Annotated in this window: 27 protein-coding genes; 22 read left to right on the top strand and 5 right to left on the bottom strand. The window is 50.9% G+C overall.

Going from position 1 to position 24,341, the window contains the following annotated elements:
- Positions 1 to 133: 133 nt before the first annotated feature.
- The 5 genes from B3355_RS12590 (at position 134) to B3355_RS12570 (ending at position 2,820) form a co-directional block, all read left to right on the top strand.
- On the top strand, positions 134 to 1,303 hold the full coding sequence (locus B3355_RS12590) for a PQQ-dependent sugar dehydrogenase (protein WP_292784537.1): 1,170 nt from the start codon (positions 134 to 136) through the stop codon (positions 1,301 to 1,303).
- Between the two features lie 110 nt (positions 1,304 to 1,413).
- Positions 1,414 to 1,719, top strand: coding sequence for a hypothetical protein (locus B3355_RS12585; protein WP_292784533.1), 306 nt, complete (start codon positions 1,414 to 1,416; stop codon positions 1,717 to 1,719).
- Positions 1,720 to 1,726: 7 nt separating this feature from the next.
- Positions 1,727 to 2,134: a hypothetical protein gene (locus tag B3355_RS12580; RefSeq protein ID WP_292784530.1), complete on the top strand. Its 408-nt coding sequence runs from the start codon at positions 1,727 to 1,729 to the stop codon at positions 2,132 to 2,134.
- A 45-nt stretch (positions 2,135 to 2,179) separates the two neighbouring features.
- Positions 2,180 to 2,512 carry a YnfA family protein gene (locus tag B3355_RS12575; protein WP_292784535.1) on the top strand — a complete coding sequence of 111 codons (333 nt, stop codon included), beginning with the start codon at positions 2,180 to 2,182 and terminating at the stop codon, positions 2,510 to 2,512.
- The gene (locus B3355_RS12570) at positions 2,509 to 2,820 is read left to right on the top strand and encodes an MliC family protein (protein ID WP_292784527.1); all 312 of its coding nucleotides are present in this window, start codon (positions 2,509 to 2,511) and stop codon (positions 2,818 to 2,820) included. Before B3355_RS12575 ends, B3355_RS12570 begins: the two co-directional genes overlap by 4 nt.
- A 33-nt stretch (positions 2,821 to 2,853) precedes the next feature.
- Here the strand turns inward: B3355_RS12570 and B3355_RS12565 are convergent, their stop codons facing one another.
- The 3 genes from B3355_RS12565 to B3355_RS12555 all read right to left on the bottom strand — a co-directional run bounded on the left by B3355_RS12565 (position 2,854) and on the right by B3355_RS12555 (position 6,914).
- Positions 2,854 to 5,277: a TonB-dependent receptor gene (locus tag B3355_RS12565; RefSeq protein WP_292784524.1), complete on the bottom strand. Its 2,424-nt coding sequence runs from the start codon at positions 5,275 to 5,277 to the stop codon at positions 2,854 to 2,856.
- Positions 5,278 to 5,354: 77 nt separating this feature from the next.
- Positions 5,355 to 6,377: a FecR family protein gene (locus B3355_RS12560; protein WP_292784521.1), complete on the bottom strand. Its 1,023-nt coding sequence runs from the start codon at positions 6,375 to 6,377 to the stop codon at positions 5,355 to 5,357.
- A gap of 24 nt (positions 6,378 to 6,401) precedes the next feature.
- Entirely contained in the window at positions 6,402 to 6,914 is a 513-nt protein-coding gene (locus B3355_RS12555) for a sigma-70 family RNA polymerase sigma factor (RefSeq protein ID WP_292784519.1), read from the bottom strand.
- A 114-nt stretch (positions 6,915 to 7,028) separates the two neighbouring features.
- Here B3355_RS12555 and B3355_RS12550 point away from each other — a divergent pair, with 114 nt between their 5' ends.
- Entirely contained in the window at positions 7,029 to 7,436 is a 408-nt protein-coding gene (locus B3355_RS12550; protein ID WP_292784517.1) for a hypothetical protein, read from the top strand.
- Positions 7,437 to 7,511: 75 nt separating this feature from the next.
- Here B3355_RS12550 and B3355_RS12545 read toward each other — a convergent pair whose 3' ends face one another.
- Positions 7,512 to 8,345: an outer membrane protein assembly factor BamD gene (locus tag B3355_RS12545; protein WP_292784515.1), complete on the bottom strand. Its 834-nt coding sequence runs from the start codon at positions 8,343 to 8,345 to the stop codon at positions 7,512 to 7,514.
- Positions 8,346 to 8,392: 47 nt separating this feature from the next.
- Here B3355_RS12545 and rluD point away from each other — a divergent pair, with 47 nt between their 5' ends.
- The 6 genes from rluD (at position 8,393) to rimO (ending at position 13,857) form a co-directional block, all read left to right on the top strand.
- Positions 8,393 to 9,502, top strand: a complete 1,110-nt coding sequence (rluD, locus tag B3355_RS12540) for a 23S rRNA pseudouridine(1911/1915/1917) synthase RluD (protein WP_292784513.1) — start codon at positions 8,393 to 8,395, stop codon at positions 9,500 to 9,502.
- The gene (pgeF, locus tag B3355_RS12535; protein ID WP_292784510.1) at positions 9,502 to 10,230 is read left to right on the top strand and encodes a peptidoglycan editing factor PgeF; all 729 of its coding nucleotides are present in this window, start codon (positions 9,502 to 9,504) and stop codon (positions 10,228 to 10,230) included. The genes rluD and pgeF overlap by 1 nt, the downstream gene beginning before the upstream one ends.
- Before the next feature lie 167 nt (positions 10,231 to 10,397).
- Complete coding sequence (locus B3355_RS12530; RefSeq protein WP_292784507.1) at positions 10,398 to 11,045, top strand: HAD family hydrolase; 648 nt, start codon at positions 10,398 to 10,400, stop codon at positions 11,043 to 11,045.
- An 11-nt stretch (positions 11,046 to 11,056) separates the two neighbouring features.
- On the top strand, positions 11,057 to 11,482 hold the full coding sequence (locus B3355_RS12525; RefSeq protein ID WP_019882143.1) for a hypothetical protein: 426 nt from the start codon (positions 11,057 to 11,059) through the stop codon (positions 11,480 to 11,482).
- A 110-nt stretch (positions 11,483 to 11,592) separates the two neighbouring features.
- Complete coding sequence (locus tag B3355_RS12520) at positions 11,593 to 12,510, top strand: ZIP family metal transporter (protein WP_047518190.1); 918 nt, start codon at positions 11,593 to 11,595, stop codon at positions 12,508 to 12,510.
- Positions 12,511 to 12,522: 12 nt separating this feature from the next.
- Entirely contained in the window at positions 12,523 to 13,857 is a 1,335-nt protein-coding gene (gene rimO / locus B3355_RS12515; protein ID WP_024930004.1) for a 30S ribosomal protein S12 methylthiotransferase RimO, read from the top strand.
- A 75-nt stretch (positions 13,858 to 13,932) separates the two neighbouring features.
- On the opposite strand, the gene B3355_RS12510 is transcribed toward rimO, so the two are convergent.
- Entirely contained in the window at positions 13,933 to 14,268 is a 336-nt protein-coding gene (locus tag B3355_RS12510) for a hypothetical protein (protein WP_292784497.1), read from the bottom strand.
- A gap of 128 nt (positions 14,269 to 14,396) precedes the next feature.
- Between B3355_RS12510 and gltX the strand changes: the two genes are divergently transcribed.
- From gltX to B3355_RS12460, 10 genes are all read left to right on the top strand, one after another.
- Positions 14,397 to 15,803, top strand: a complete 1,407-nt coding sequence (gltX, locus tag B3355_RS12505; RefSeq protein ID WP_292784494.1) for a glutamate--tRNA ligase — start codon at positions 14,397 to 14,399, stop codon at positions 15,801 to 15,803.
- Between the two features lie 110 nt (positions 15,804 to 15,913).
- A complete protein-coding gene (gene hfq, locus B3355_RS12500) occupies positions 15,914 to 16,156 on the top strand; it encodes an RNA chaperone Hfq (protein WP_019882148.1) in 243 nt (80 codons plus the stop codon).
- A gap of 3 nt (positions 16,157 to 16,159) precedes the next feature.
- Positions 16,160 to 17,287, top strand: coding sequence for a GTPase HflX (hflX, locus tag B3355_RS12495; RefSeq protein ID WP_019882149.1), 1,128 nt, complete (start codon positions 16,160 to 16,162; stop codon positions 17,285 to 17,287).
- A gap of 28 nt (positions 17,288 to 17,315) precedes the next feature.
- A complete protein-coding gene (gene hflK / locus B3355_RS12490) occupies positions 17,316 to 18,506 on the top strand; it encodes an FtsH protease activity modulator HflK (RefSeq protein WP_292784487.1) in 1,191 nt (396 codons plus the stop codon).
- A 23-nt stretch (positions 18,507 to 18,529) separates the two neighbouring features.
- On the top strand, positions 18,530 to 19,399 hold the full coding sequence (gene hflC / locus B3355_RS12485; RefSeq protein ID WP_019882151.1) for a protease modulator HflC: 870 nt from the start codon (positions 18,530 to 18,532) through the stop codon (positions 19,397 to 19,399).
- Between the two features lie 33 nt (positions 19,400 to 19,432).
- Positions 19,433 to 19,612 carry a DUF2065 domain-containing protein gene (locus B3355_RS12480; protein ID WP_292784484.1) on the top strand — a complete coding sequence of 60 codons (180 nt, stop codon included), beginning with the start codon at positions 19,433 to 19,435 and terminating at the stop codon, positions 19,610 to 19,612.
- Positions 19,613 to 19,738: 126 nt separating this feature from the next.
- Entirely contained in the window at positions 19,739 to 20,893 is a 1,155-nt protein-coding gene (locus tag B3355_RS12475) for an ATP phosphoribosyltransferase regulatory subunit (RefSeq protein ID WP_292784481.1), read from the top strand.
- 42 nt (positions 20,894 to 20,935) lie between these two features.
- Positions 20,936 to 22,270, top strand: a complete 1,335-nt coding sequence (locus B3355_RS12470; protein WP_019882155.1) for an adenylosuccinate synthase — start codon at positions 20,936 to 20,938, stop codon at positions 22,268 to 22,270.
- A gap of 18 nt (positions 22,271 to 22,288) precedes the next feature.
- On the top strand, positions 22,289 to 22,876 hold the full coding sequence (locus B3355_RS12465; RefSeq protein ID WP_019882156.1) for a flavoprotein: 588 nt from the start codon (positions 22,289 to 22,291) through the stop codon (positions 22,874 to 22,876).
- A 4-nt stretch (positions 22,877 to 22,880) separates the two neighbouring features.
- Positions 22,881 to 24,338 carry a DUF6513 domain-containing protein gene (locus B3355_RS12460; protein ID WP_292784476.1) on the top strand — a complete coding sequence of 486 codons (1,458 nt, stop codon included), beginning with the start codon at positions 22,881 to 22,883 and terminating at the stop codon, positions 24,336 to 24,338.
- The last annotated feature ends 3 nt before the right edge of the window (positions 24,339 to 24,341 follow it).

Raw genomic sequence — 24,341 nt, 5'->3', positions numbered from 1 at the left:
AACGGAGAGTCTTGTTTTGCATTATTCTAATCAGCGATGTTCAATCGCGAACGCTGCCCTTGGGGCATTCAGTGTCATTGTTGCTTTGTGTCTAAGTTGTGTATTGCCAGTCACGGCGTTGGCCGGTGAAGATGTGGTGCCCAGATTGTTGCTGTCTGGAAGCGAGGCGGCTGAGGCTGACAAAGAAGCCAACAAAGCCCCCGAGCCACCCAGGATAAGTTCTGTGTTTGGCACGCAAACCCTCAAGGAATACAAATTACCCTTTGAAGATCAGTATCCGTCCGGCCCTTTTGAGCGGCTGGATAAAAAACTGTTCTTGTTTATCAGCAAGTGTGGCGAAGTGTTTTTCGTGCGCCAGAACGACAGCATGGAGTTGGTGAAGCCAGGCAAACCCTTGGCTAAGTTTATCCCTGGCGGCGAAACCTCGGCTGACGAAAGCAGCAGCAAGCAACTGGTATATTGCCGGGAGTTGTCTGGCGTGAAAGACTCTTTGCTGGTGGGCAAAACCCTCTATGTGGCTTATACCGCCTGGGATGAGGCTAGTAATGGCGTGCGGCTGGCCGTGAGCGAGTTTGAGGTAGATGTTGAAAATAGCGAAGTCAGCTTTGACCGTGAGATTTATATCAGCCGCCCGGCCATTAAAGAGCCGATTTTAGGCCATCAAGTAGGCGGCAAGTTGGCGCTGGGTGAGAATGAGCGTACTTTATACCTTAGCCTAGGTGATTTTTCCAAGCCTGACCGCGTGCAGGACAAAACAACCTCTCTGGGCAAAGTGGTGCGCATTGATTTGCAACGCTTGAATGCAGAAGTCTATGCCTCCGGCTTCCGTTCACCGTCTGGGGGCTTGTATTTTGACCGTGAGAGTAATGAGCTATGGCTCACCGATCATGGTCCGCGTGGTGGCGACGAAATTAACCTGATTAAACGTGGTAAGAATTATGGCTGGCCGATTGTCAGTTATGGCACGATCTATGAGCGCGATGGCATGAGCGGCTATTATGGTAACAAGTTTAATAGTCATGAAGGCTACGAAAAACCAGCGATGACGTTTGTGCCTTCGATCGGTATTGGTCCCTTGGTGAAATATCCATCCACCGGCCGCAATGACTTCTGGGATAACGATCTGTTTGTTGCAGGCATGGGCAATACCACCTTGTACCGTGTGCGCAAAGAGGGGACTTCGCTGGTCTATGCCGAGCCGGTATTGAGCGGCTATCGTATACGTGCGATCCAGATTGACCAGAATGGCACCTTCTACCTCAAGACGGACCATAATCAACTGCTGATTTCAGAGCAGGAGTAATTCGGCTTGCGCCGCTGCTTGCAAAACTGTCCCTTGCCCGTGCATGCAATCTGTCATACATTGTGAGGCAGGTAAGTTCACACGTCTTTTGCGACAAAGGGGAGGGTGGTATGGCAAAGTTTATCCCAGGGCAGGAAATCAAAACCAACACGGCCAGCATTGAAGTCACGGTAGATGCGACGAATCCTTTGCCACCGGGGCGGCATCGCTTCCGCCTGGTGGTTGAAGACGACGCAGGTAACCAGTCCGAGCCAAGCGAGGTGGAAGTTCTCGTGGTGGATAAAACCCGGCCAACCGCAGTGCTGGATGCGCCTGCTTCTGTTTCTTTTGGCGCCTCATTTACCCTGTCCGGTGCGCGCTCATTTGATTTGCCCCCAGGCAAAATCAGCAACTACCGATGGCTGCAAATTTCTTGAACGTGTGATGAAACCTACACAAAAACTATCGCTGGTGGCCTTGGCTGGCGTCATATTGGCGGTTTGCTTCGAGATTGTTGCCGCCAGCAATTTGCATTTTTTAAGCCAACGCGCGGGTTTACTCATCACATTGTGGACGGTGATGCCTTATGTCATTCTTTTTGCCGGCAGGTATTTCTTTCACCGCTGTGATATCCAGAAACAATGGTTGAGGTTTGCCGTGTTCGAGGTGCTGGTTGTTGCATGGGTATATGGCCAGACCTTGCTCATGTATCCTGATGCACAGGAAGGGCTCATTTTTCTGTTTTTGCCCTTATTGCAGGCGGTGTTTAATCTTGCGGTTGGCGTATTACTTTATTGGCTGCAATACAGGCGCGTTGCAAAGGGCGTACCCGATGCGGCAGAATGTGCATAAAGGCTGCGTGCTCATTTAGCTGCTTCATTCATCTTCTGGAAAAGAATTCTTTTGCTGAAAACACTATTTCTATTTGCACTGACCGCTGTCGCTGAAATTGTTGGCTGTTATTTGCCTTATTTGTGGTTAAGGGCCGGTAAAAGTGCCTGGCTATTAGTACCCGCTGCACTCAGCCTGGCATTGTTCGCCTGGTTGCTGACGCTGCACCCAACGGCGGCTGGCCGTGTCTATGCCGCTTACGGCGGTGTCTATATCGGCGTTGCGATTATCTGGTTGTGGCTGGTGGATGGTATCAAACCTTCCGGCTGGGATATGCTGGGGGTGGTAGTCGCCATGGCGGGCATGGCCATTATTATGTTTGCGCCCAGGTCTGCATGAGTTTGTCGATCACTTTTCGTGTTGTATGTGTGGCGCTGATACTTGCAGGTTGTGCCGCCAAGCCGCCACTGGCAAGCTCTGAAGTCGTGGTGTTTGATTGCCAGAATGGCGAAGTATTGCGTGTACGCTTTCTGGCTGAACCTGCCAGCGCAGTACTGATGCGTGCGCAAAGTGAAATCAGCCTGCCGCAGCAATCCAGTGGTTCTGGGTTTATCTACAGCAACGGGCCGAATACCATCCGCGGTAAAGGCAATGCTTTGACGGTAGAGATTGGCCGTATGCTGCCTATTCAGTGCCAGGCCAGATAATCAAAGGCCTGCTCGGCAGGCCTTTGTGTGACATTAAAAGTCTATTGTTGCTGAAAGCAGGGCCGTGCGTGGGGCGCCCATGGTAATAAAGCTGCGCGATACCGAGTTCCAGTAGTTTTTATCCGCCAGGTTCATTACATTGGCGCGTAACGTTACTTTGTTGCCGGAGAGGTGTGTGACATAACGTACGCCTGCATCAAAGGTCGTCCAGCCTGGAATGCTTTGTGTATTGGCATTATCCGCTTGTGCTTCGCTAAAGCTGGAAATTCGGCCAGTCAGCGTTAAACCGGGGAGCGCATAAATATCATATTCGCCATTGATCACCACATTGACTTTAGGTACGCCAATCGCATCTTTGCCATTGTTGATGCCGTTGAGTGTTTTTGTTTGTTCTGCATCAATAAAAGTGACGCCGCCAAGTAGGCGTAGTCCACTCAAGGGTTGACCAAAGGTTGACAGTTCCAGACCACGGTTGCGCTGTTCGCCGTCATCGACCAGACGGCCGGCTGTAGTGGTAAAGACATTGGGTTGCGTAATCTGGAAAACGGCGGCAGTGACACCAAAGGTTCCCGCATTATATTTCACTCCAACCTCATGTTGCTTGGCGACAAATGGCGGCAACTGTTCGTTAGGGTTGGACGCTGTGCTGGGTGCAATGGCTCCTTGAGATAAGCCTTCACTGTAATTGCCATACAAAGAGTAATTGCCGAGTTTAACCAGCAGCGCAGTCGTTGGTGTGACTTTGCTCTCATCATAAGCATTTACTTTAGAGCCGTTGTTAAAAATCCCGCTGTAAAGTGTTTGCTGACGTGCACCCAAGGTGAGTAACACATTGTCTTGGACAAAACCGAAGGTGTTGATGAGCCCAATGCTGTTTAATTGCAAGTCGCCGTTTTGTGGAATCACGCCAAAATTGACCGTGGGTTTAGGCAGATTAGGGCTTTGATAGATATTGCCGGTGTATGGCGCCGTGGCATGTGCGACGGCACCCCCAGCGGTACGGTTAAAGTCGTTGTAGACAAGCGCATAATTGTTGCTGACACTGCCCAGTTGCTTAAAACCACGCAAACCTACCTCGTAGGTGTCAACCTCATACCAGCCTCGATAACCACCGACACGTGCGGTGAAGTCGCCCGCACTGTTGATGATGCGGCGTCCTTGTGAGCCCGCATAAAAATATTCTTCATTGCCTTTGGCTTGCCCGTAGTTAATGTAAGCGGTGAAGGCGGGCGTGAATTCGTATTCGAATTTTGTCATCCAGTAATGCGAGTCGCCTTTAAAAAACTCCCAGTCATTGACAAAGTTTTTATCATTTTGCGGTGCACGTGGGAGTGCAAAGCCAGAACCGTAAGTGATGTTGGCCGAATAGCCTCTGGTTAAGCGATCCTGGCTTGCCAGGTCAAAGCTGGCGGTGAGTTTTTCACCGCGATAATCTACGGCCAGAGAGCCGATATGCATGCGGTCTGACTGGCGGCTGATCGGGGTATCGCCATCACGTGCCAGCAGATTCAGGCGTACGCCCCAGGCATTGTCTTCACCAAATCGGCGACCCAGATCAAGGTGTCCGCCAAACTGGCTGTCTGAAATGTAACTGGCAGTAAAACGATTAAGCGGCGTGTCGCCCGCACGCTTGGAGACCAGGTTGATATTGCCACCCGTGACGCCAAATGGGCTGCTGCCATTGAGCATGGAAGCAGGGCCTTTTAATATATCGACCCGTTCATAGAAGTCAGGCGCAATACGGCGCAGGTCGGTCATGCCATATAAACCATTAATACCCACCTGGTTGGTAAATAAAGGAAATCCGCGAATATGGTAGGTTTCACTGTCGCCATATTCCGCCATGGCGCTGCGGGTAGAAGGATCTGCAGCAATAATATCAGCCAGGCGTCTTGCTTGTTGGTCAAGCACGAATTCTTCGGTGTAGCTTTGTGTGCTAAATGGGGTATCAAAAATATCGACATTGCCAAGAATACCCATACGGCTGGCTTTTGCCACTTGGCCGCCTGCAAAGGGCTGAGACAGGGTGTTAGTGGCGCGTGAGCGGCTTGCGCTGACACTGACTTCGGGTAAGGTGTCGGTGTGTGCAGCGATTGGCCTTGGCACAATAATGATGGCGCCATTCGTGGCTTTGGCTTCTAAAGCGGTATCTTTCAGCAATTGTTGCAGGGCTTGCTCGCGCGTTAACAATTTTTTGATGGCAGGCACCGTTTTGCCTTTGACCTGGTTTGCATCAAAGGTCAGGGTAATTGCTGATTGTTTTGCTAAGGCATTGAGAGCATCTTCAAGCTTGCCTGCTGGTAACTTGAAGTCAAATACCTGGTTCTCTTCGGCATAGGCCGCGTTGGAATAAGTGGCCGTGAAACCAGCACTCACACTTGCAATCAATGCCACATGCAAGGCAGTTGAAATATGTTTGCGGAAAAATGGTTTTTGTTGATGTGATTGCCCGGGCATTGCGTTAAACCTCTGTGAAAATGAGAGAAATAACCCTATGCCGAATAACTGAGTAAAAACCCGCAGATTTATTGGAATTATTTTTTTCTGATAAGCAATTGCCCGTGCTGCCGGGTGATGCGGATAGGCAAGGTGTGGCCCAATGTTTGTAAAGCATGTTCGGCCGGGTCATTACGATTGAGCTGAAATACGCCAGATACAACCAGGTTGCCGGTATTGTCTTCATAGCTTAGTGGTAGTGCCTGATAACGTGAGAGCTCGGTCATCAAGTGCTCTAAGCGCATTTGTTTAGCGATAATGACGCCATCTACCCAAGCCATTGGGTCAGAATGCGATGTCTCAGCTTTAATTGGTAAAGCGCTTGCCCCTTGCATGCGGTAGGTGTCATTGGCGTATGCTCTGACTTCTGGCTGCTGCGCGACATGCATGGCCACAATCCCCTCGGCCACATGCAGTTGAGTGGTGTTTGCTTGCTGGTATACCGAAAAGCGGGTGCCTATGGCTTCAAATTTTGCCTGCGCCGTATTGACCCAGAAGTGGCGACGTCCAAACAACGCGTCAGTATCGTGGCCGGTGATGAGATAGACTTCACCGTGGTTGAGCACAATTTCACGGTTCAACAGGGTGTAGCGTACATCTACACTGGAATTGGTATTCAGCATGAGTTGCGTGCCATCTGCCAGTTGGAACGTCGCGCGCTGACCAATGTGGGTGGCATAGTGTATTGGCTGTTGCCATGGCGAAACTTGATTGATCAGTAAGGCGGCTGCAAGCAGTGTGACCGTCGTCATCGCCAACGCTTTGAGTTTAGGTTTGCGCGGCCTTGCCGTGATAGTTTGTGCATCAGCACGCGTAATGGTGTTCGCGACAAGCTGCCTGGCGTGTGCTGGAATAGCTGTGAAATTTTGCTCCATGGCATGCAGTGTTTGCCAGGCGTGTTCATGCATGGGATCAAAAGCCCGCCATTCCTGAAAACACTCCTGGTCAACATCGCTTGCGGTGCCTGAATTTAACTTGACTGACCAGGCGATCAATTCATCCATAATGTCAGGGGGGATGCTGGCAGATGTACTGATTGGGCGAGCGTTGAGTGTAGACATGGGGCGTAGTTTGCTTGGGATGTATTAAGCGCGCGGCACGGTTAATAGGTGGCGTAGTGCCTCGGCCATGTAAGTTTCAACCGTACGCAAGGAAATACCGAGTCGCATTGCAATTTCAGGATAGGTCAGCCCTTCCAGTTTCGACAGTAAAAAAGCATTGCGCACATTCGGTTTTAGTCCACGGAATAAGAGATCTATCTGTAGCAGGATTTCAAGCATGGCAAGATGCTCTTCTGGGGAGGGCGCCAAGGATACTGGTAAATGCCTGATCGCGTCCAGATAGGCTTGTTCTAATGCGCTTTTACGAAATTGATCCACCATCAACCCATGCGCCACGGTGCTCAAAAAAGCCCGTGGCTCCTGAATGTGCGTCAATGTGGATGGTTTGGCAACCAGCTTCAGGAACGTATCATGTGCAAGATCATTCGCATGATGAACGCAGCCAAGACGTCGTTTTAACCAATTGACCAGCCAAGAGTGGTGCGCATGATAAAAAGTACGTAGTGCTTGTTGAGGAGGGGCATCCACTGCGGGCATGAGGGTTTGTTGATGTAATGATAACTATTCTCATATGATATGCATGGAGCATACGACTGTCAACCAAGCACGGGTGACAGGCATTCTGTATGATTGGCATCTATGATGATACGCATGCTTGTTTTTCTGTGGACATTACCAACGACCTTGATAGGCCTAGCTGCTGGTCTGCTGTGGATATTATTAGGGGCGAAGGTACGCATCAGCCATGGCGTGGTTGAGGTGCATGGTGGTCGAATGGCAACGTGTATGTTGCACCTGGGTGGATTCGCTGCCATGGCCTTGGGGCATGTGATTATCGGCTGTTCGCCTGGCGTATTGGATCAGTTGCGCACGCACGAACATGTGCATGTCAAGCAAGCTGAGCGCTGGGGGATATTGTTTATTCCAGCTTATTTGCTGGCAGGATTGTGGCAGCTATTGTGTGGCCGACATGCTTACTATGATCATCCGTTTGAGAGAGAAGCTTTTGCGGCAGAGCGCGCGGAAGGTTTTGCTTGTGATCAAAAAGGGGTTGAGTAGTGTTTTTGACGTAATAAAAAACGCCAGCTTGACTGGCGTTTTTTGGGTGCTAAATAAGCAACTAAATAAACAGGTTTAGTACAAACTTTCCCAGAATTTCCACCAGATCTTTTCATCTTCATTAATTTTGCCGGTGATCATCGGATTTTCAGGATAATTGGTTTTCAAAATACGCAGTGTGTCGCCTTTCAGGTCAGCCATATCCATCGCATCGTAGGCACTAATCATGGTCACCAGGGCGTCCTCCACTGAGCTGGAGTTCGGGTAGGTTTCCAAGACATATCTGGAGCGGTTGAGTGCTGCGACATAGGCTTTGCGTTGCATGTAGTAACGCGCCACGTGCATCTCGTGCATGGCCAAGGTGTTCACCAGATAAATCATGCGCTGGGTCGAGTCTTTGGCATAACGGCTGGTCGGAAAGCGCTCAACCAGTTCCTTGAATGCGTTAAATGACACGCGCAAGGTTTTCGGGTCGCGGTCGTTGATTTCCTGCTTGGTGTATTTCTCCATAATGCCGCGCTCGTTAAATGTCGCCAGACCTTTGAGGTAAAAGGCGTAATCGAGGTTAGGGTGGTTAGGGTGCAGCTTGATAAAACGGTCAACGGCAGATAAACACAGCACTGGCTCGGATTTTTTGTAATAAGCGTATGCCACTTCCAGTTGCGCTTGTGTCGCGTATGCGCCGTGCGGATAGCGTGCTTCCAGTTTCTGGAAATACTCAATGGCCTTGTCGTAGTTTTTGTCAGCCATTTTCTCCTGACCTGCAGCGTAGAGGCGTTGTTCTGCCCAGCCCTTGGTCTCATCTGGCGGATTCGGATTGCCGAAAATGGCACAAGCACTCAAAGCCAGCGCGGTGATCAAAATAAAAGCACGCGTGAACAGGGTGTTAAGCGGTAAAATGCGAAGCATGTTGTTTAATGTTGTTTTATCAAAGGAAACTCAGGGCATTATAACTGATGCTGTTTGAAAATATGAAAGAAAGCGCCTCCTTACATCTGGTCGTTCCTGGCAATCTTGGCGGGCAGCGTCTCGATCTGGCTTTGCAGCAAATGTTGCCGGATCATTCTCGCAGCCGATTACAGGCTTGGATCAAAGAAGGGCTGGTCTTACTGGATGGCAAAGCACCAACGGCTAAAACCAAAGTCTGGGGCGGTGAGACGCTGGTCGTCACGCCACCTAAAAATGCACAGGAAAACGCATTTGAGCCTGAAGATATTGACTTGGATGTTGTCTATGAAGACGATGCACTGATCATTATTAACAAGCCAGCCGGGCTGGTGGTGCATCCGGCTGCCGGTAACTGGAGCGGCACGCTGCTCAATGCTTTGCTGTTTCACTGGCCGTCACTCAAAGAAGTGCCGCGGGCAGGTATTGTGCACCGACTGGATAAAGATACCAGCGGCTTGCTGGTAGTGGCCAAAACGCTGGAAGCGCAAACCAGCCTGGTGCGCCAGTTGCAGGCACGTACGGTCAAGCGCGAATACCGCGCGATTGTGTGGGGGCAGTTGTGGCGCAACGGCAAGGTCGACCAGCCGGTTGGCCGCCATCCGCACCACCGCACCAAAATGGCGGTGATCCGTCGTGGCCGTCCAGCCATCACGCATTACGAAATCCTCGAGCGCTTTGGCACCAACACTTATCTGCGCTGTAACCTCGAAACCGGCCGTACGCACCAGATCCGCGTGCATTTGCAGCATCTGAAAGCGCCCATGGTGGGGGATCCGATGTATGGCATCGGCAATATTATTCCGCATAAAATGATGACGCCAGAACTGCGCGAGGTGATTGGTAGTTTTAAACGCCAGGCGCTGCATGCCATCAAGTTGGGCTTGATACACCCGGTCACCAATGAGCCGATGGAATGGCAGATTGAATTGGCCGACGATATGCGTGAGTTGCTCGAAGCCATGCGCGTGGTCAAGCCGGTGGAAGAACTGCCGCCCCCGGATTTTAATGTCGATGAAAATGGCCTGTTTGTCGGCGACGATGACGAAGATTGGGGCGACGACGACTTTGATGATGACGCCGAATTGGATGATGAGGATTGGGCTGACGAGGACGAATAATGACTGGCTTAGCATTCATCACGCCTGACTGGCCCGCGCCTGTCAATGTGAAAGCCTTGCAAACTACACGCAATGGTGGGGTGAGCATGGGCGTGTATGCCAGTTTGAATTTAGGCGATCATGTTAAAGACCAGCCACAGCATGTGGCAGCCAATCGACAATTATTGAGCACTTATATGCCCAGTGAACCGGTATGGTTGAACCAGGTGCACGGTGTGCGGGTGATTGACGCCGCTTTGTCCTCTTGCCTGGAAAGTGCAGATGCCAGTTTTACCGGTCGCCAGCAGGTGGTGTGTGTGACCATGACCGCAGATTGTTTGCCAGTGTTGCTCTGTGACCAGGCCGGTACTGCCGTGGCAGCCATCCATGCTGGCTGGCGCAGTTTGTGCGATGGCGTCATTGAGGCCACGGTAGCGGCCATGCCGGTGCCTGCTAATCAACTCATGGCCTGGCTGGGGCCAGCCATTGGCCCGGAAGCATTTGAAGTGGGCGGTGAGGTAAGGGCGCAGTTTATGGCGCAAGATACTCAAACCGAGCTTGCTTTTAAGGCCAAAGGCGATAAATGGCTGGGAGATTTATACACCATTGCCAGGCAGCGTTTGCAAACATTAGGCGTGACGCAGGTATATGGTGGCGGACGCTGCACCTATAGCGAGCCGGAGACTTTCTTCAGCTTCAGGCGTGATGGGGATACTGGCCGCATGGGTAGCTTTATCTGGCTTGAATAAATTTCTTGCCACAGAGGTCACAGAGCGCACAGAGAAAAGCACTTTTAGTGAAGCTGCCTAGGAGAGGCCACCATAAAGATGGTCTTTAGGTTTTCCTCTGTGTTCTCTGCGACCTCTGTGGCTAAACAACTAAAAAAGTCATTCTTACGATTCACTCACAGTATTTTATGAAACAGCATTTAATTTTTGATTTAGACGGCACATTGATTGATTCTGCGCCAAGCATCCTGCATTGTTTTGGCCTGGCGTTTAGCACCACCAATACGCCTTTGGCAGCACCGTTGACGCATGATGTGATCGGCCCGCCTTTGATGGAAACGCTGAAGCGGCTTTCAGGTAGCGAAGATGCTATTTTATTAAACACACTGGCGGCGGCTTTCAAGCAGCATTACGACAGCACGGGCTGTTTGCAGTCAGTGGTGTTTGACGGTGTGCCAGCGATGTTGCAGCAACTGCAAGCACAGGGCTACCAGTTATATATTGCGACCAATAAGCGCTTTTACCCGACCGAAAGAATCATGGCCCATCTTGGCTGGCAGGCATTTTTCACCGGCGTGTATGCGCTGGATTATTTTAACCCGCCACTTAAATCCAAAGCCGAGATGATAGGGCGCGTGGTGGCAGACAACGGTTTGGCGGTAGACGATTGTTTATATATTGGCGACCGTTTGGAAGACGGCATGTCAGCCGATGCCAATCAGATGGATTTTGCGCTGGTGAGCTGGGGCTATGCGGGCGATGTCGGCATGCGCAAACCACATTGGCATAGCTGCGCCAAGGTGCAGGACCTTGCTGGTTTAATCTCAACTTTATAGACTTTTTCATTATGCTCAAACGATTACGTGTTCGGCGCCATCCGGCAAGCTTTAGTACGGGTGTCGACCCTTTGTTGAGTGGTCAACGGGTCTGGCCGAATATCTTGCTGGTGGTTAGTCTGACGACATTAATCGCTGCGGGCATGTATCTGGATTGGGATGCCCGCGTATTAGCAGGCGTGGCCGTGCTGGTCGGTTTGGTATCCGGGCTGTTTGTATGGCTCGTAGGCCTGATCGGCCTGGTACCACTGATTGGTCCCATTATCGTGAAAGTGTTGAGTTTCGGTTTTATCTGGTTGCTGAATGCGATGGGTTATCTGGTTTCTTATGTCGCGATCCGGCGCGGCTATTCACGTGATGTGCTGACTTATCGCGGACTGACCATGGCCTTATTAATCGGTATTGTCATTGGCTATATCGTGGCGCAGTTTATTTAGCGCTTGATCGCCTGCTATAACCTTGGTTCTGGTAAAGGTTAACTATTTGTTTATGCTTTGTTTTTTTGATAACTCACGTATAATGCGCGCCTTCCAGCGATAAACACTGCATGATTGCCTTGACCACATTACTTTCTGACATTTCACCCTTTACCGGCATGGTGCTGGCTTGTTTGTTGGGCGGAGTCTTAAGCGTCTGTGTCGCAGCGATCTTTGCGCTCAATGCCAAAAAACATTGGGTGCCTTTGTTGGTAAGTTACGCCATTGGTGCCTTGCTGGCTGCGGTGTTTCTCGAAATCTTGCCGCATGCGATTGAAACCAGCCCCAATATAGAAGCGATGACCGCCACCATGTTGTTTGGCGTGTTGTTGTTCTTTACCCTGGAAAAACTGGTGCTATGGCGCCATTGTCACGGTGAGCACTGTGAAATGCATGCCATGCATGATGAAGCGCATTGCCCTGAGTTACATCCGGAACAGCAGGCAGGCAAGAAGCCACAAGGGGCGATCAAATTTAAATTGCCACAGGCTCAGCCAGCGCAGGTTGTTGGGCATCATCATGCCCATGCCCACGATGGCGGCCGCAGTGGCTTAATGATTATGGTTGGCGATACCTTTCATAATTTTGTCGATGGCATCCTGATTTGTGCGGCCTTTATGGTTGATATGCAAGTCGGGTTGGTGACGGCATTGGCGATTATTGCGCATGAGATTCCACAAGAGGTGGGCGATTTCCTGATTTTGCTGCACTCCGGCTACAGCAAGAAAAAAGCATTCTTGTTTAATATAGGGTCCAGTCTGGCCACCCTGGCAGGTGGTTTGCTGGCCTATCTGGCCTTAAACCTGGTGCAGCAATGGGTGCCGTATATCCTTAGTTTGGCTGCCGCCAGCATGCTGTATGTGGCCGTGGCTGATTTGATTCCGGGTTTGCATAAACGCACCGCGTTGCGCGATACCCTGAGTCAGTTATTGTTAATTGTGTTGGGTGTGGCGTCGGTCGCTGTCACCAAATGGTTGGTAGAAGGTTAAGAGAGAATCATTATGCAAAGTTCGCCTAAAGTCGGTTTTGTCTCGCTGGGTTGCCCAAAAGCCGGGTCTGACTCCGAGCGCATTTTGACCCAGTTGCGGGCCGAGGGCTATGAAATCAGTAATAGTTATGAGCAGTCTGACCTGGTGGTGGTCAATACTTGTGGCTTTATTGATTCTGCTGTGCAGGAATCGCTGGATGCAATCGGTGAGGCACTCAACAAGAACGGTAAAGTGATTGTGACTGGCTGTCTGGGCGCCAAAAAAGACGTCGTCACTGGTGCGCACCCCAGCGTACTGGCGGTGACCGGCCCGCATGCGCTGGAAGAAGTCATGGGCCACGTCCACACACATCTGCCCAAGCCACATGATCCTTATATTGACCTGGTGCCGCCACAAGGCATCCGCCTGACGCCTAAGCATTATGCTTACCTTAAGATTTCAGAGGGCTGTAACCACCGCTGCAGCTTCTGCATTATCCCGAGTATGCGTGGTGACCTGGTCAGTCGTCCGATTGGTGATGTACTCAACGAAGCCGAAAGCCTGGTCAACGCCGGTGTGTCCGAAATCCTGGTGATTTCACAAGATACGTCAGCGTATGGCGTGGATATGAAGTTCCGTAAAGGCTTCTGGAACGGCCGTCCGGTCAGGACCCATATGACTGAACTCAGTAAATCACTGGGCGAGCTGGGTGTGTGGGTGCGCTTGCATTATGTCTACCCTTATCCACATGTGGATGATGTGATTCCACTGATGGCGGAGGGCGCGATTTTGCCGTATCTGGATGTGCCGCTGCAACACGCCAGTCCGCGCATTCTCAAGTCCATGAAACGCCCGGCCAGTAGCGAAAATAACCTGGCGCGCATCAAGGCCTGGCGCGATATCTGCCCTGAAATTGCTATCCGTAGTACTTTTATCGTCGGCTTCCCGGGTGAAACCGAAGACGACTTTAAAATGCTGCTCGACTTTATGGAAGAGGCGCAGCTGGACCGTGTTGGTTGCTTTGCCTATTCTGCCGTCGATGGCGCGGTGGCGAATGCCTTGCCGGACCAGGTGGCTGAAGAAATCAAGCAGGAGCGTTTAAGCCGCTTTATGGAAGTGCAAGAGCGTATTAGTGCCGCTAAAGTAGCTGCCAAGATTGGTAGCCTGCAAACCGTGCTGGTGGATGAGCTGACTGAAGACGACGAAGGCAATGTCATTGCTATCGCGCGCACGAAAAGTGATGCGCCAGAAATTGATGGTATTGTTTATCTGCAGGATGCAGATGGCTTGAATCCGGGTGATTTTGTCGATGTGCAGATTGTGGACTCGCAAGGGCATGATTTGATCGGTGCGCCGCCAGAGGATTAATCAGCCAGGATGTTATCCGCTGGATCAAGTCGCAAAAAATGCCGCTATTGCGGCATTTTTTATTGTTGATGTCGCTTAGGCGATCACTGCTGGTCGTTCGCAATCGGCGCGCTCGGCAAATACATCTAGCGTAAACGGGCAGCGCTTGAGTTTTTGTTGTGCTGATTTGCGTTTGCCAGACTGTTGCAGGTTGACGTAAGGCGTTTGGCTTAAGCGCACATAGCCGGATTGCAGCAATTTGCTGGCCGTGGTCTCAAACTGGCTCAGTGGGTTATCCATATTTTGCAAGGTAATGCCTAGCTTGTGCACGGCGACCACATGGTAAATCGCATTGGTCTGGCCAGGTGCGGCAGGTTTACCATAAAGCTCGCCGACATGAATATCGTTGCTGAAAGTAGGGGATTGCGTCATGGCTGCATCATATCGCGTTTGCCTGCTGGCTTCAATCTGGTTGCGGCCATTTTGCACCAAGCTTAGGAGTCAGGCAGGAGTGCGGCTGCCATGTTAAAATGGCAGGCTTGAGCGTTCAGAGAGTCATCATGTCATCAGCTGTTAAAACCCGTTTTGCACCTAGCCCTACCGGATATCTTCATATTGGCGGCGCACGTACTGCCTTGTTTTCATGGGCATATGCCAAGCGCCATGGCGGGCAATTTATCCTGCGTATTGAAGATACTGATGTCGCACGTTCGACACCAGAGGCGGTACAGGCGATTCTGGATGGCATGGCCTGGTTGCAGCTGGACCATGACGAAGGTCCGTTTTACCAGATGCAGCGCATGGATACTTACAAGAAAATTATCCAGAAAATGCTGGATGAAGGCCATGCTTATTATTGCTATTGCAGCAAAGAAGAGCTGGATGCCTTGCGTGAAACGCAAATGCAGCAGGGCGTAAAGCCGCGCTATGATGGCCGCTGGCGCCCGGAAGCCGGCAAGACTTTGCCTGAAGCACCCAAAGATATCCCGCCAGTCGTGCGTTTTAAAAACCCGACTACTGGTGTAGTTGCATGGGACGATATGGTGAAAGGCCGCATTGAAATTGCCAATGCCGAGCTGGATGACCTGATTATTGCACGTGCTGACGGTACGCCCACTTATAACTTCTGTGTGGTCGTCGACGACTGGGAAATGGGCGTGACGCAGGTGATCCGCGGGGATGACCATGTTAACAACACGCCGCGCCAGATCAATATGTTGCAGGCTTTGGGCGCGCAAGTGCCTCAATATGCGCATTTGTCCATGATCCTCGGTGATGACGGCCAGAAATTATCCAAGCGCCATGGTGCCGTGAGTGTGATGCAGTATCACGAAGACGGTTATCTGCGTGAAGCGGTGCTTAACTATCTGGCACGCTTGGGCTGGTCACATGGTGATGATGAAGTATTCAGCATGGAGCAGTTCTGTGCGTGGTTCGATCTGGACCATATCACGCCTTCTGCGGCGCAGTTTAATACCGAGAAACTCAACTGGCTCAATGCACATTACATTAAAAGCTTGCCACTAGCGCAAATTGCGGACGAAGTGAAGCCGCGCCTGGCTGCGCTGGGTATCACGGAAACGCAGTCGCCGGACTTACTGGCGGTGCTGAATTTATACCGTGAGCGGGCTAACAACCTGAATCAACTGGCAAAGGAAATTGCGTTCTTCTACCAGATGCCTGTGATCAATGAAGCAGATGCGACCAAACATATCCAGGAAGAAACGTCTGCCTATATCGAAAGCTTTTTGCAAAAGACTCAAGATTCTGCCTGGACTGCCGATAACTTACACGATGCGCTAAATCAGGTCGTGGCTGAGCAACAGATTAAATTCCCCAAATTGGCCATGCCATTACGGGTCGCTTTAATCGGGATTGCACAGTCGCCCAGCATTGATCAGGTGATGTCGATATTGGGTAAAGAGGCCTGTTTGCAGCGTATTCGCGCATTATTTCCAAAAAAATAAGGTGCGGGGATTGAAATTGGAACAAATTAGTACAATCATAGTCATTATGAGGGATTGGTGTTCAAGATAATAAAACTCCAATACGATTAAAACAAACAAGGAGCAATTCTATGAATAATAAAGGCCAAATGTTACAAGACCCTTTTCTGAACGCCTTAAGAAAAGAACACGTGCAAGTGTCTATTTATCTGGTTAATGGTATCAAGTTGCAAGGTCAGGTTGACTCTTTTGACCAATATGTGATTTTGTTAAAAAATACAGTGACCCAAATGGTTTACAAGCACGCGATTTCAACCATCGTTCCAGCGCGTCCAGTCAGTTTGGCGCCACACGAAACAGCACAAGAATCTTAATGCATGTTTGATAGGCCAAGCGGCGGAGATGCCGTCGTTCTGGTCAGCGTCAATTTTGGTGATGCTGACTACGAAGAAAGTTTGCAAGAACTCCGCCACCTCGCCGGCACTGCCGGATTGAATATCTCAGCGACGCTGGAAGGCAAGCGTCAGGCACCCGATCCCAAATATTTTATCGGCTCTGGTAAGGCAGATGAGCTCAAGGCATTGTTGGCCGCGCACGATAGCAAAGTGGCTGCCTTTAACCATGATTTGAGCCCGTCGCAGCAGCGCAACCTCGAAAAACTGCTCGAAGCACGCGTTGTTGATCGCACCGGTCTCATCCTGGATATTTTTGCCCAGCGTGCGCAGTCGCACGAGGGTAAGTTGCAGGTAGAGCTGGCGCAGCTGGAGCATCTGTCTACACGGCTGGTGCGTGGCTGGACCCACCTTGAACGGCAAAAAGGTGGTATCGGTGTGCGCGGCGGTCCAGGTGAAACGCAGTTGGAGCTGGATAGACGTATGCTGCGCGTACGCGTCAAGCAACTGCGTGAAAAACTGGACAAACTCAAACAGCAGCGCGGGATGCAGCGGCGTGCACGCAAACGCTCCAACCTGATGACCGTGTCTTTGGTCGGCTATACCAACGCTGGTAAATCGACCTTGTTTAACCGTTTAACGCATTCTGGCGTCTATGCGGCAGATCAGCTATTTGCCACGCTTGATACCACTTCACGCAAAATGCATCTGCCTGATGGCTATCCGGTGGTGCTTTCAGACACGGTTGGTTTTATCAAGCATTTGCCCACCACACTGATTGAAGCCTTTGGTGCGACGCTGGAAGAAGCGGCACAAGCAGATTTATTGCTGCACATTGTCGATGTCGCCAGCCCTAACCGCGATAATCAAATTGAGCAGGTCAACATTGTGCTGAACGAGATTGGTGCCGCCAATGTCCCACAGGTTCTGGTGTTGAACCAGATAGACCGCATGGGCATGGCGCCAGGAATTGATAGAGACGAGTATGGTAACATCCGTACAGTGCGCGTCTCGGCTAGAGAAGGCACTGGTATTGATGATTTACGCCAGGCGTTGTTGGAGCATCAGCAATATTTGAAAAAACTGAGCACTGAAGAGCGTGCTTATGTTTAAAAGATCAAAAAAAACACGGAGTACTAGCATGAGAAAATTCCCCGGCTTTTGGAATAAGAATAACGAAGGCCCGCCTGACCTGGATGAGGTATTCAAGGATTTGAATCAAAAGCTGAATCGTTTGTTTGGCAACAAAGGCGGACAGGGTGGCCCACGTGGCACCTCACCTGCACCGCAACCATTGCCAGTGGCGCCTATTTTAGGCCTGGTCGCGCTCATTTGGCTGGGCTCTGGCTTTTATATTGTTGATCAGGGTTCGCGTGGTGTGGTATTGCGTTTCGGCCAACATGTTGAGACCACCATGCCTGGTCCTCGCTGGCATTTGCCGTTCCCGATTGAAACCATCGAAAACGTTAACCTGGAGCAGGTGCGTACCATTGAAATGGGCTATCGCTCATTTGAAGGTGAGTCTGGCCGCAGCAAAGAGCTCAGAGAGTCTTTGATGCTGACCGATGATGAAAACATCATCGACTTGCAAGTTGCGGTGCAATATAACCTGAAGTCTGTTGAGGATTACCAGTTTAGCAACCGTTCGACTGAAGAAAGCGTACGTGGCGTAGCAGAAACCGCGATTCGTGAAATCGTCGGTAAAAGCAAAATGGACTTTGTGCTATATGAAGGCCGTGATGATGTGGCTGCTAAAGCCAAAAAGCTGATGCAGGACATGCTGGACAGGTATAAATCCGGCATCAATGTGGTTAACGTGACCATGCAGAATGCGCAACCACCAGAGCAGGTGCAAGCCGCGTTTGACGATGCAGTGAAAGCCAAACAGGATCTGGAGCGGCAGAAGAATGAAGGCCAGGCCTATGCGAATGACGTAATTCCTAAGGCGCGAGGCACTGCCTCTCGTTTGACCGAAGAGGCGGCAGGGTATAAGTTGCGTGTAGAAAACGAAGCCAAAGGTAATGCTGACCGATTCGAGCAGGTGCTGTCGCAATATAACAAAGCGCCGGAAGTGACACGCCAGCGTCTGTATCTGGATGCGCAAGAGCATATATTAGCCAATACCAGCAAAGTGCTGGTAGACCAGAAGGGTGGCAATAGCCTGCTGTATTTGCCGCTGGATAAACTCATGACCATGAGTGGTGCAGGCAATAATGCGGCATCTGCACCTGCGACAACGGCTGACAAGCCTGTGCAAGAACCACAAGCCGACGCAAGCACCTCGGATCGCTCGCGTGATGCGATGAGAAGCCGCGATCGTGAATATCGCTAGATTGCCCTGAAGGAATATACATTATGAGAAATATTGGAAGTCTGTTAATCGGGGTGTTTGTTCTACTGGTGATCATTACCTCTTCGGCCTATACCGTTGACCAGCGTGAATATGCACTGGTGTTCCGTCTGGGTGAGATCGTGTCTGTCAAGAGCGAGCCCGGCCTCTACTTCAAGATGCCTATGGTGGAAAATATCCGCTATTACGACAAACGCATTCTGACCCTGAACTGGGAAGAGCCAGACCGCTTTATTACCAGCGAGAAGAAAAACGTCTTGGTGGATTCATTTGTGAAGTGGCGCATTGTTGACCCATCCAAATACTATGTGTCTGTGCGTGGGGATGAAGTCCAAGCTGAGCGTCGCCTGTCGCAAATGGTGAATGATGGTTTGCGTGCCGAGTTTGGTAAGCGCACGATTCATGATGTGGTATCTGGTGAGCGTTCCGAAATCATGGAGATTCTGCGTCAGCGTGCCGACAAAGAAAGCCGCCAGATGGGTATCCAGATTCTGGATGTACGTTTGCGCCGCGTCGACTTGCCAAAAGAGGTGAGTGAGTCTGTGTATCAGCGTATGGAAGCCGAGCGTAAGTCGGTGGCCAACGAGTTGCGTTCACAAGGTGCAGCGGCGGCTGAAAAAATCCGTGCGGATGCCGACAGACAGCGTGAAGTGATTATTGCCGAAGCTTACCGTGATGCGCAAAAGGTCAAGGGCGAGGGCGATGCCAAGGCATCTGAAGTTTACGCACAGGCATTCGGTAAAAATCCCGAGTTCTATGCTTTTTACCGCAGCCAGGAAGCTTATAAAAACAGCTTCAAGAGCAAGTCTGACGTGATGGTCATCGATCAAAGCTCTGACTTCTTTAAATATATGCGTAGCAGTGGCAAGAAGTAATTTCTTGCCTGTGGCTGCTTAGCTGACTTGTCGATGAACTGGTGGTGGCTGATTGGTGGTGTATTGCTGATTGAAGGCTTGATGCCACTACTGTTTACCCGCGCATGGCGTCAAACATTTGAAAAGCTATTGCAGTTGCAAGATGGCCAGATACGCTTTGTTGGCTTTGCCTCTGCGGCGATCGGGCTGTTTATTTTGTGGCTGAATCGCTAAATACCCAGTTGACGTAAAAAAAGCACGCATGATAGCGTGCTTTTTTATTGGTTTTCTACGCAAGACCTGAAGATCGCCATTGCTAAAGCCGTGCTTTAGATAGGGGTTTGCGGGTATAATGGCGGGATGCATAATTGGTTACTTCCTGAATATATTGAAGACGTATTACCTGCTGAAGCGGCGCGTCTTGAGTCTTATCGCCGACAATTGCTGGACTTGTTCCGCGTCCATGGTTACCAATATGTGGTGCCGCCGATGATGGAATACGTGGAGTCTTTATTGACCGGCACTGGCCATGATCTGGACATTGCAACCTTTAAAGTGGTCGACCAGTTAACCGGGCGCCTGATGGGCTTGCGTGCGGATACGACACCACAAGCTGCGCGAATTGATGCACATATGCTGAACCATCAAGGCGTTTCGCGCCTGTGCTATGCCGGTACGGTGTTACGTACCAAGCCCGATGGCCTGGCACGCACACGTGAGCCATTGCAATTAGGCGCTGAGCTGTATGGTCACGCCGGGATTGAGAGCGATATTGAAGTGCAGCGACTGATGGTGAAAGCCTTGCAGTTGTTAGGCATGCGCACTTTGTTCGTAGACCTGAGTCACGCAGCGGTTTTTGCCAGCCTGTCGCATATGGCACAGTTGGGTGTACAGCAGGAGCAGGCGTTGCAGGCGGCTTTACAGGCAAAAGACATCACATTGGTAGAGCAGTTAGTCATTAATTTGCCTGAAAAATCCCGCCAGGCTTTTATTGCGCTGACGCAGTTGAACGGTGGTATTGAGGTGCTGGATCAAGCGCGTGATGTATTGCCTGAATCTGAAGAGATTGAGCAGGCTTTAAGTGAGTTGGAAGCCGTGGCCAAAACGCTGACCACCGATGATGTCACCGTCACCATTGATTTGAGCGAGTTGCGTGGTTATCACTATCACAGCGGCATGGTGTTTGCGGCATACGCCAAAGGCTATGCAGGCCCGATCGCATTGGGCGGGCGTTATGACGAAGTAGGCGCGGCATTTGGGCGTGCGCGTCCGGCAACCGGATTTAGCCTGGATTTGCGTGGCGCATTGCAAGCATTGGGCCCGGCAACATTGCATAAAGGGATTCTGGCGCCGGTGGCTACAGAACCCGAATTATTGTCACTGATAGATACCTTACGTTCTCAGGGGCAGATTGTGGTGGAAGCATTGCCCGATATGCCTGTGAACTATCCTGAATTGGCCTGTGACCGCACTTTGCAAAAAGTAGATGGCCACTGGCAAGTGGTGGCTGTGTAACACAGCGCACCCTTTTTTGTTTTTACAAGATATTGATTGAACATGACACAATTTAAGCAAGCAAAAAACGTCGTTGTGATTGGCACCCAATGGGGCGACGAAGGTAAAGGTAAAATCGTAGACTGGTTGACGGATCACGCCCAGGGCGTGGTGCGCTTTCAGGGCGGTCATAACGCCGGTCATACCTTGGTCGTTGGTCAGGGCGCTGCACAAAAAGTGTACAAGCTCAACCTGGTGCCTTCAGGCATTGTACGTGATGGCGTCAATTGCTATATCGGTAACGGTGTGGTGCTCGATACTACGCATTTGCTGCATGAGATTTCTACCTTGGAGCAAGGCGGCCTGGATGTTAAAAACCGCCTGAAAGTCAGCCCTGGCTGCCCATTGATTCTGTCACATCACGTTGCTGTTGACTTGGCACGTGAAGCCAAGCGTAGCGCCGAGAAAAAGATCGGCACCACCGGTAAAGGCATCGGCCCTGCTTATGAAGACAAAGTCGCTAGACGTGCTTTGCGTGTGTACGACTTGTTCCATCCGGAACGCTTTGCCGAAAAATTACGTGAAGTCATGGACTACCATAACTTCGTATTGACTAATTACCTGGGCGCAGCGGCTGTCGACTTTCAACAGCAATATGACGCCAGCATGCAACACGCAGTCGCGTTGAAACCTATGGTGGCCGATATTTCAGCAGCTCTGTACGACGCCAATGCGCGCGGCGAACACCTGTTGTTTGAAGGTGCGCAGGGCACCTTGCTCGACGTTGACCATGGTACGTATCCTTATGTGACATCCAGTAACTGTATCGCTGGCCAAGCCTCAGCGGGTACCGGTGTCGGCGCCAATATGTTGCATTACGTGTTGGGTATCACCAAAGCCTACACCACCCGCGTGGGTGGCGGTCCGTTCCCGAGTGAGCTGGATATCGATACCGAAGGCGCGCCTGGTCACCAGATGTCTAACAAAGGCCAGGAAATCGGTACCGTGACACGTCGCAAGCGTCGTTGTGGCTGGTTTGATGCCGCCGCTTTGCGTCGCTCAGCCCGTATCAATGGTTTGACAGGCCTGTGCATCACCAAACTGGATGTATTGGACGGCATTGAGTCACTGGATATTTGTACGGGTTACAAACTGGATGGCAAAATCGTTGACATGCTGCCGGTTGGCGCTGATGATGTCGCGCGTTGTGAGCCTATCTACGAAACTGTACCGGGCTGGACTGAAACGACTTTTGGCGCAAAAACCTGGGATGCACTGCCTAAAAATGCACAGCATTACCTCAAGCGTCTGGAAGCTGTCTGCGGTGTGCCGATTGCGATTGTGTCTACCGGCCCAGAGCGTGACGAAACTATTGTCCTGCAACATCCTTTTGCTTAAGCATAAGAGTCCGTTGATATGAGTGCACAACGACTGGCCTGGGCAATTACGGGTTCTGGCCACTACTTGCGTGAATCATTGGCCATTCTGCAAACCTTGCAGGATGTGGATATCTATCTTAGTCGCGCTGCGTCTGAAATCATCCAGCAATACGGGTTCCAATCCGCGTTGGAAGCCACGGGTCACAAGGTTTATCAGGACAAAACGGCCAGCAGTGTGCCAGTCGAGCGCTTTTATGAAGGTGTATATCACACACTGGTGGTTTCGCCAGCGACCTCTAATACCATCGCCAAAATGGCCTACGGATTTTCTGACAGCCTGGTGACCAACCTGTTCGCGCAAGCGGGTAAAACACGTGTACACAGCATTTTGTTTGCTTGTGATACTGCCCCAGAGCTGGAATCTGAAGCGCCGCGCGATCATGTCGTCAAAGTATTCCCGCGCCAGATTGACCTCGACAACGTGGCTAAGTTAAAGCAGTTTGCTGATACCACGGTGGTCGAGGATATGGCTGCTTTGCAAAATGCCATTATGCAGCGATTGGCTGCATGCCATGATCTGCATTTGCACGATGGCATACAGGTGCTAGATACGCTCACAGAGTAAACCCATGACACGGCTGCTGTTCCTCACCGGAAAACTGGCAGAACACAGTCTGCGCCAAATATTGCAGTCCATTCAGGCTGACAGTAAACAGTCTCCTTTCGAGTATGAAGTCAAACAAATTGGCGTGTCTGTTGCTGCTTTGATGACGCCGCCTTTAATTGCACGACGTCTGGCAAAAGTGGAGAATATAGACAAGGTCATTTTGCCTGGCTTATGCCAAGGCGATTTGGCACTGCTTGAGGCGCAATGGGGCGTGCCGGTGGAACGAGGACCAAAAGACTTGAAAGATTTGCCACAATACTTTGGCCAGCAAGGTAAAGCGCCAGACCTGACGCAACATAGCGTCACCATTTTTGCTGAAATTGTCGATGCACCAGACCTCACTGTTGCGCAAATTGTGGCTAAGGCCAGCCATTTTCAGCAACAGGGTGCGGACGTTATCGACCTGGGCTGTCTGCCGGGCAAGGCATTTGCCCATATGACAGACGCAGTACAGGCACTGAAAACGCAAGGTTTTCAGGTCAGTGTAGATTCCATGCGCGATGAGGAGTTACTGGCGGCGGGGAAGGCGGGTGCCGATTACCTGCTGAGTTTGCATGAAAAGAATTTGTGGATTGCTGATGAAGTCGCGGCCACGCCGATCTTAATTCCGGCAGTACCTGGCAGTTTTGCCAGCTTGCAACGTGCGATTGAGCATTGCTTAAAGCGCGGCCGACGTTTTATTGCTGACCCGATTCTGGATCCTATTCATTTTGGGCTGACTGACTCCATTGTGCGCTATCACAAATTGCGCAAAAAATACCCGGATATTGCCATCATGATGGGCGTAGGCAACCTGACCGAGCTGACCGATGCCGATACTACTGGCGTCAATGCCTTGTTGTTTGGCATGATCAGTGAGTTGAATATCAACGCCGTACTGGCAACGTCAGTGAGTCCACATGCCAGCGAAGCCGTGGCTGAGGCAGATGTGGCGCGTCGCGTCATGTATCGTGCCAGCCAGGATAAGCGCCTGCCGCGCGGCTATTCGAATGGTTTGCTTGGCTTGCATGACCGCAAACCGTTCCCTTATAGTGCTGAAGAAATCATGGCAATGGCAAGCCAGATCAAAGACCCCAGCTTTCGCATTATGGTGAGCGAGCAGGGTGTGCATGTTTATAATCGGGATGGCATTCAGCACGATACGGATCCATACCGTTTTTATCCGACATTAAATGTGCAGGATGACGCATCGCACGCGTTTTACCTGGGCGTTGAACTGGCACGCGCGCAAATCGCCTGGCAGTTGAAAAAGCGCTATGTACAAGACGAGTTGCTGGAGTGGGGCGTGGCCTCGCTGCAACAAAACAAGAAAGCCAAAGTAGCCCACCGCGAGGCCTCTATCCAGGAACGTCTGGAAAATGCGCGCACCAAATCTAATGACAATACAACGCCTGATAGCCCTACATCGGGCACGGAATAATTT

The organism is Methylophilus sp. UBA6697 (genome assembly GCF_002454655.1).
Taxonomy (GTDB): domain Bacteria; phylum Pseudomonadota; class Gammaproteobacteria; order Burkholderiales; family Methylophilaceae; genus Methylophilus.
This window is presented reverse-complemented; position numbering and strand designations above follow the sequence as displayed.

Excerpts from the sequence above, each read along its gene's own strand:
- hfq (WP_019882148.1), top strand. The coding sequence starts at position 15,914 with ATGAATAATAAAGGCCAAATGTTACAAGACCCTTTTCTGAACGCCTTA.
- B3355_RS12550 (WP_292784517.1), top strand. The coding sequence starts at position 7,029 with ATGCTTGTTTTTCTGTGGACATTACCAACGACCTTGATAGGCCTAGCT.
- gltX (WP_292784494.1), top strand. The coding sequence starts at position 14,397 with ATGTCATCAGCTGTTAAAACCCGTTTTGCACCTAGCCCTACCGGATAT.
- B3355_RS12465 (WP_019882156.1), top strand. The coding sequence starts at position 22,289 with ATGAGTGCACAACGACTGGCCTGGGCAATTACGGGTTCTGGCCACTAC.
- B3355_RS12520 (WP_047518190.1), top strand. The coding sequence starts at position 11,593 with ATGATTGCCTTGACCACATTACTTTCTGACATTTCACCCTTTACCGGC.
- rluD (WP_292784513.1), top strand. The coding sequence starts at position 8,393 with ATGCTGTTTGAAAATATGAAAGAAAGCGCCTCCTTACATCTGGTCGTT.
- B3355_RS12580 (WP_292784530.1), top strand. The coding sequence starts at position 1,727 with ATGAAACCTACACAAAAACTATCGCTGGTGGCCTTGGCTGGCGTCATA.
- B3355_RS12480 (WP_292784484.1), top strand. The coding sequence starts at position 19,433 with ATGAACTGGTGGTGGCTGATTGGTGGTGTATTGCTGATTGAAGGCTTG.
- pgeF (WP_292784510.1), top strand. The coding sequence starts at position 9,502 with ATGACTGGCTTAGCATTCATCACGCCTGACTGGCCCGCGCCTGTCAAT.
- hflC (WP_019882151.1), top strand. The coding sequence starts at position 18,530 with ATGAGAAATATTGGAAGTCTGTTAATCGGGGTGTTTGTTCTACTGGTG.
- B3355_RS12570 (WP_292784527.1), top strand. The coding sequence starts at position 2,509 with ATGAGTTTGTCGATCACTTTTCGTGTTGTATGTGTGGCGCTGATACTT.
- B3355_RS12510 (WP_292784497.1), bottom strand. The coding sequence starts at position 14,268 with ATGACGCAATCCCCTACTTTCAGCAACGATATTCATGTCGGCGAGCTT.
- rimO (WP_024930004.1), top strand. The coding sequence starts at position 12,523 with ATGCAAAGTTCGCCTAAAGTCGGTTTTGTCTCGCTGGGTTGCCCAAAA.
- B3355_RS12475 (WP_292784481.1), top strand. The coding sequence starts at position 19,739 with ATGCATAATTGGTTACTTCCTGAATATATTGAAGACGTATTACCTGCT.
- B3355_RS12525 (WP_019882143.1), top strand. The coding sequence starts at position 11,057 with ATGCTCAAACGATTACGTGTTCGGCGCCATCCGGCAAGCTTTAGTACG.
- hflK (WP_292784487.1), top strand. The coding sequence starts at position 17,316 with ATGAGAAAATTCCCCGGCTTTTGGAATAAGAATAACGAAGGCCCGCCT.
- B3355_RS12545 (WP_292784515.1), bottom strand. The coding sequence starts at position 8,345 with ATGCTTCGCATTTTACCGCTTAACACCCTGTTCACGCGTGCTTTTATT.
- B3355_RS12560 (WP_292784521.1), bottom strand. The coding sequence starts at position 6,377 with ATGTCTACACTCAACGCTCGCCCAATCAGTACATCTGCCAGCATCCCC.
- B3355_RS12565 (WP_292784524.1), bottom strand. The coding sequence starts at position 5,277 with ATGCCCGGGCAATCACATCAACAAAAACCATTTTTCCGCAAACATATT.
- B3355_RS12585 (WP_292784533.1), top strand. The coding sequence starts at position 1,414 with ATGGCAAAGTTTATCCCAGGGCAGGAAATCAAAACCAACACGGCCAGC.
- B3355_RS12460 (WP_292784476.1), top strand. The coding sequence starts at position 22,881 with ATGACACGGCTGCTGTTCCTCACCGGAAAACTGGCAGAACACAGTCTG.
- hflX (WP_019882149.1), top strand. The coding sequence starts at position 16,160 with ATGTTTGATAGGCCAAGCGGCGGAGATGCCGTCGTTCTGGTCAGCGTC.
- B3355_RS12470 (WP_019882155.1), top strand. The coding sequence starts at position 20,936 with ATGACACAATTTAAGCAAGCAAAAAACGTCGTTGTGATTGGCACCCAA.
- B3355_RS12555 (WP_292784519.1), bottom strand. The coding sequence starts at position 6,914 with ATGCCCGCAGTGGATGCCCCTCCTCAACAAGCACTACGTACTTTTTAT.
- B3355_RS12530 (WP_292784507.1), top strand. The coding sequence starts at position 10,398 with ATGAAACAGCATTTAATTTTTGATTTAGACGGCACATTGATTGATTCT.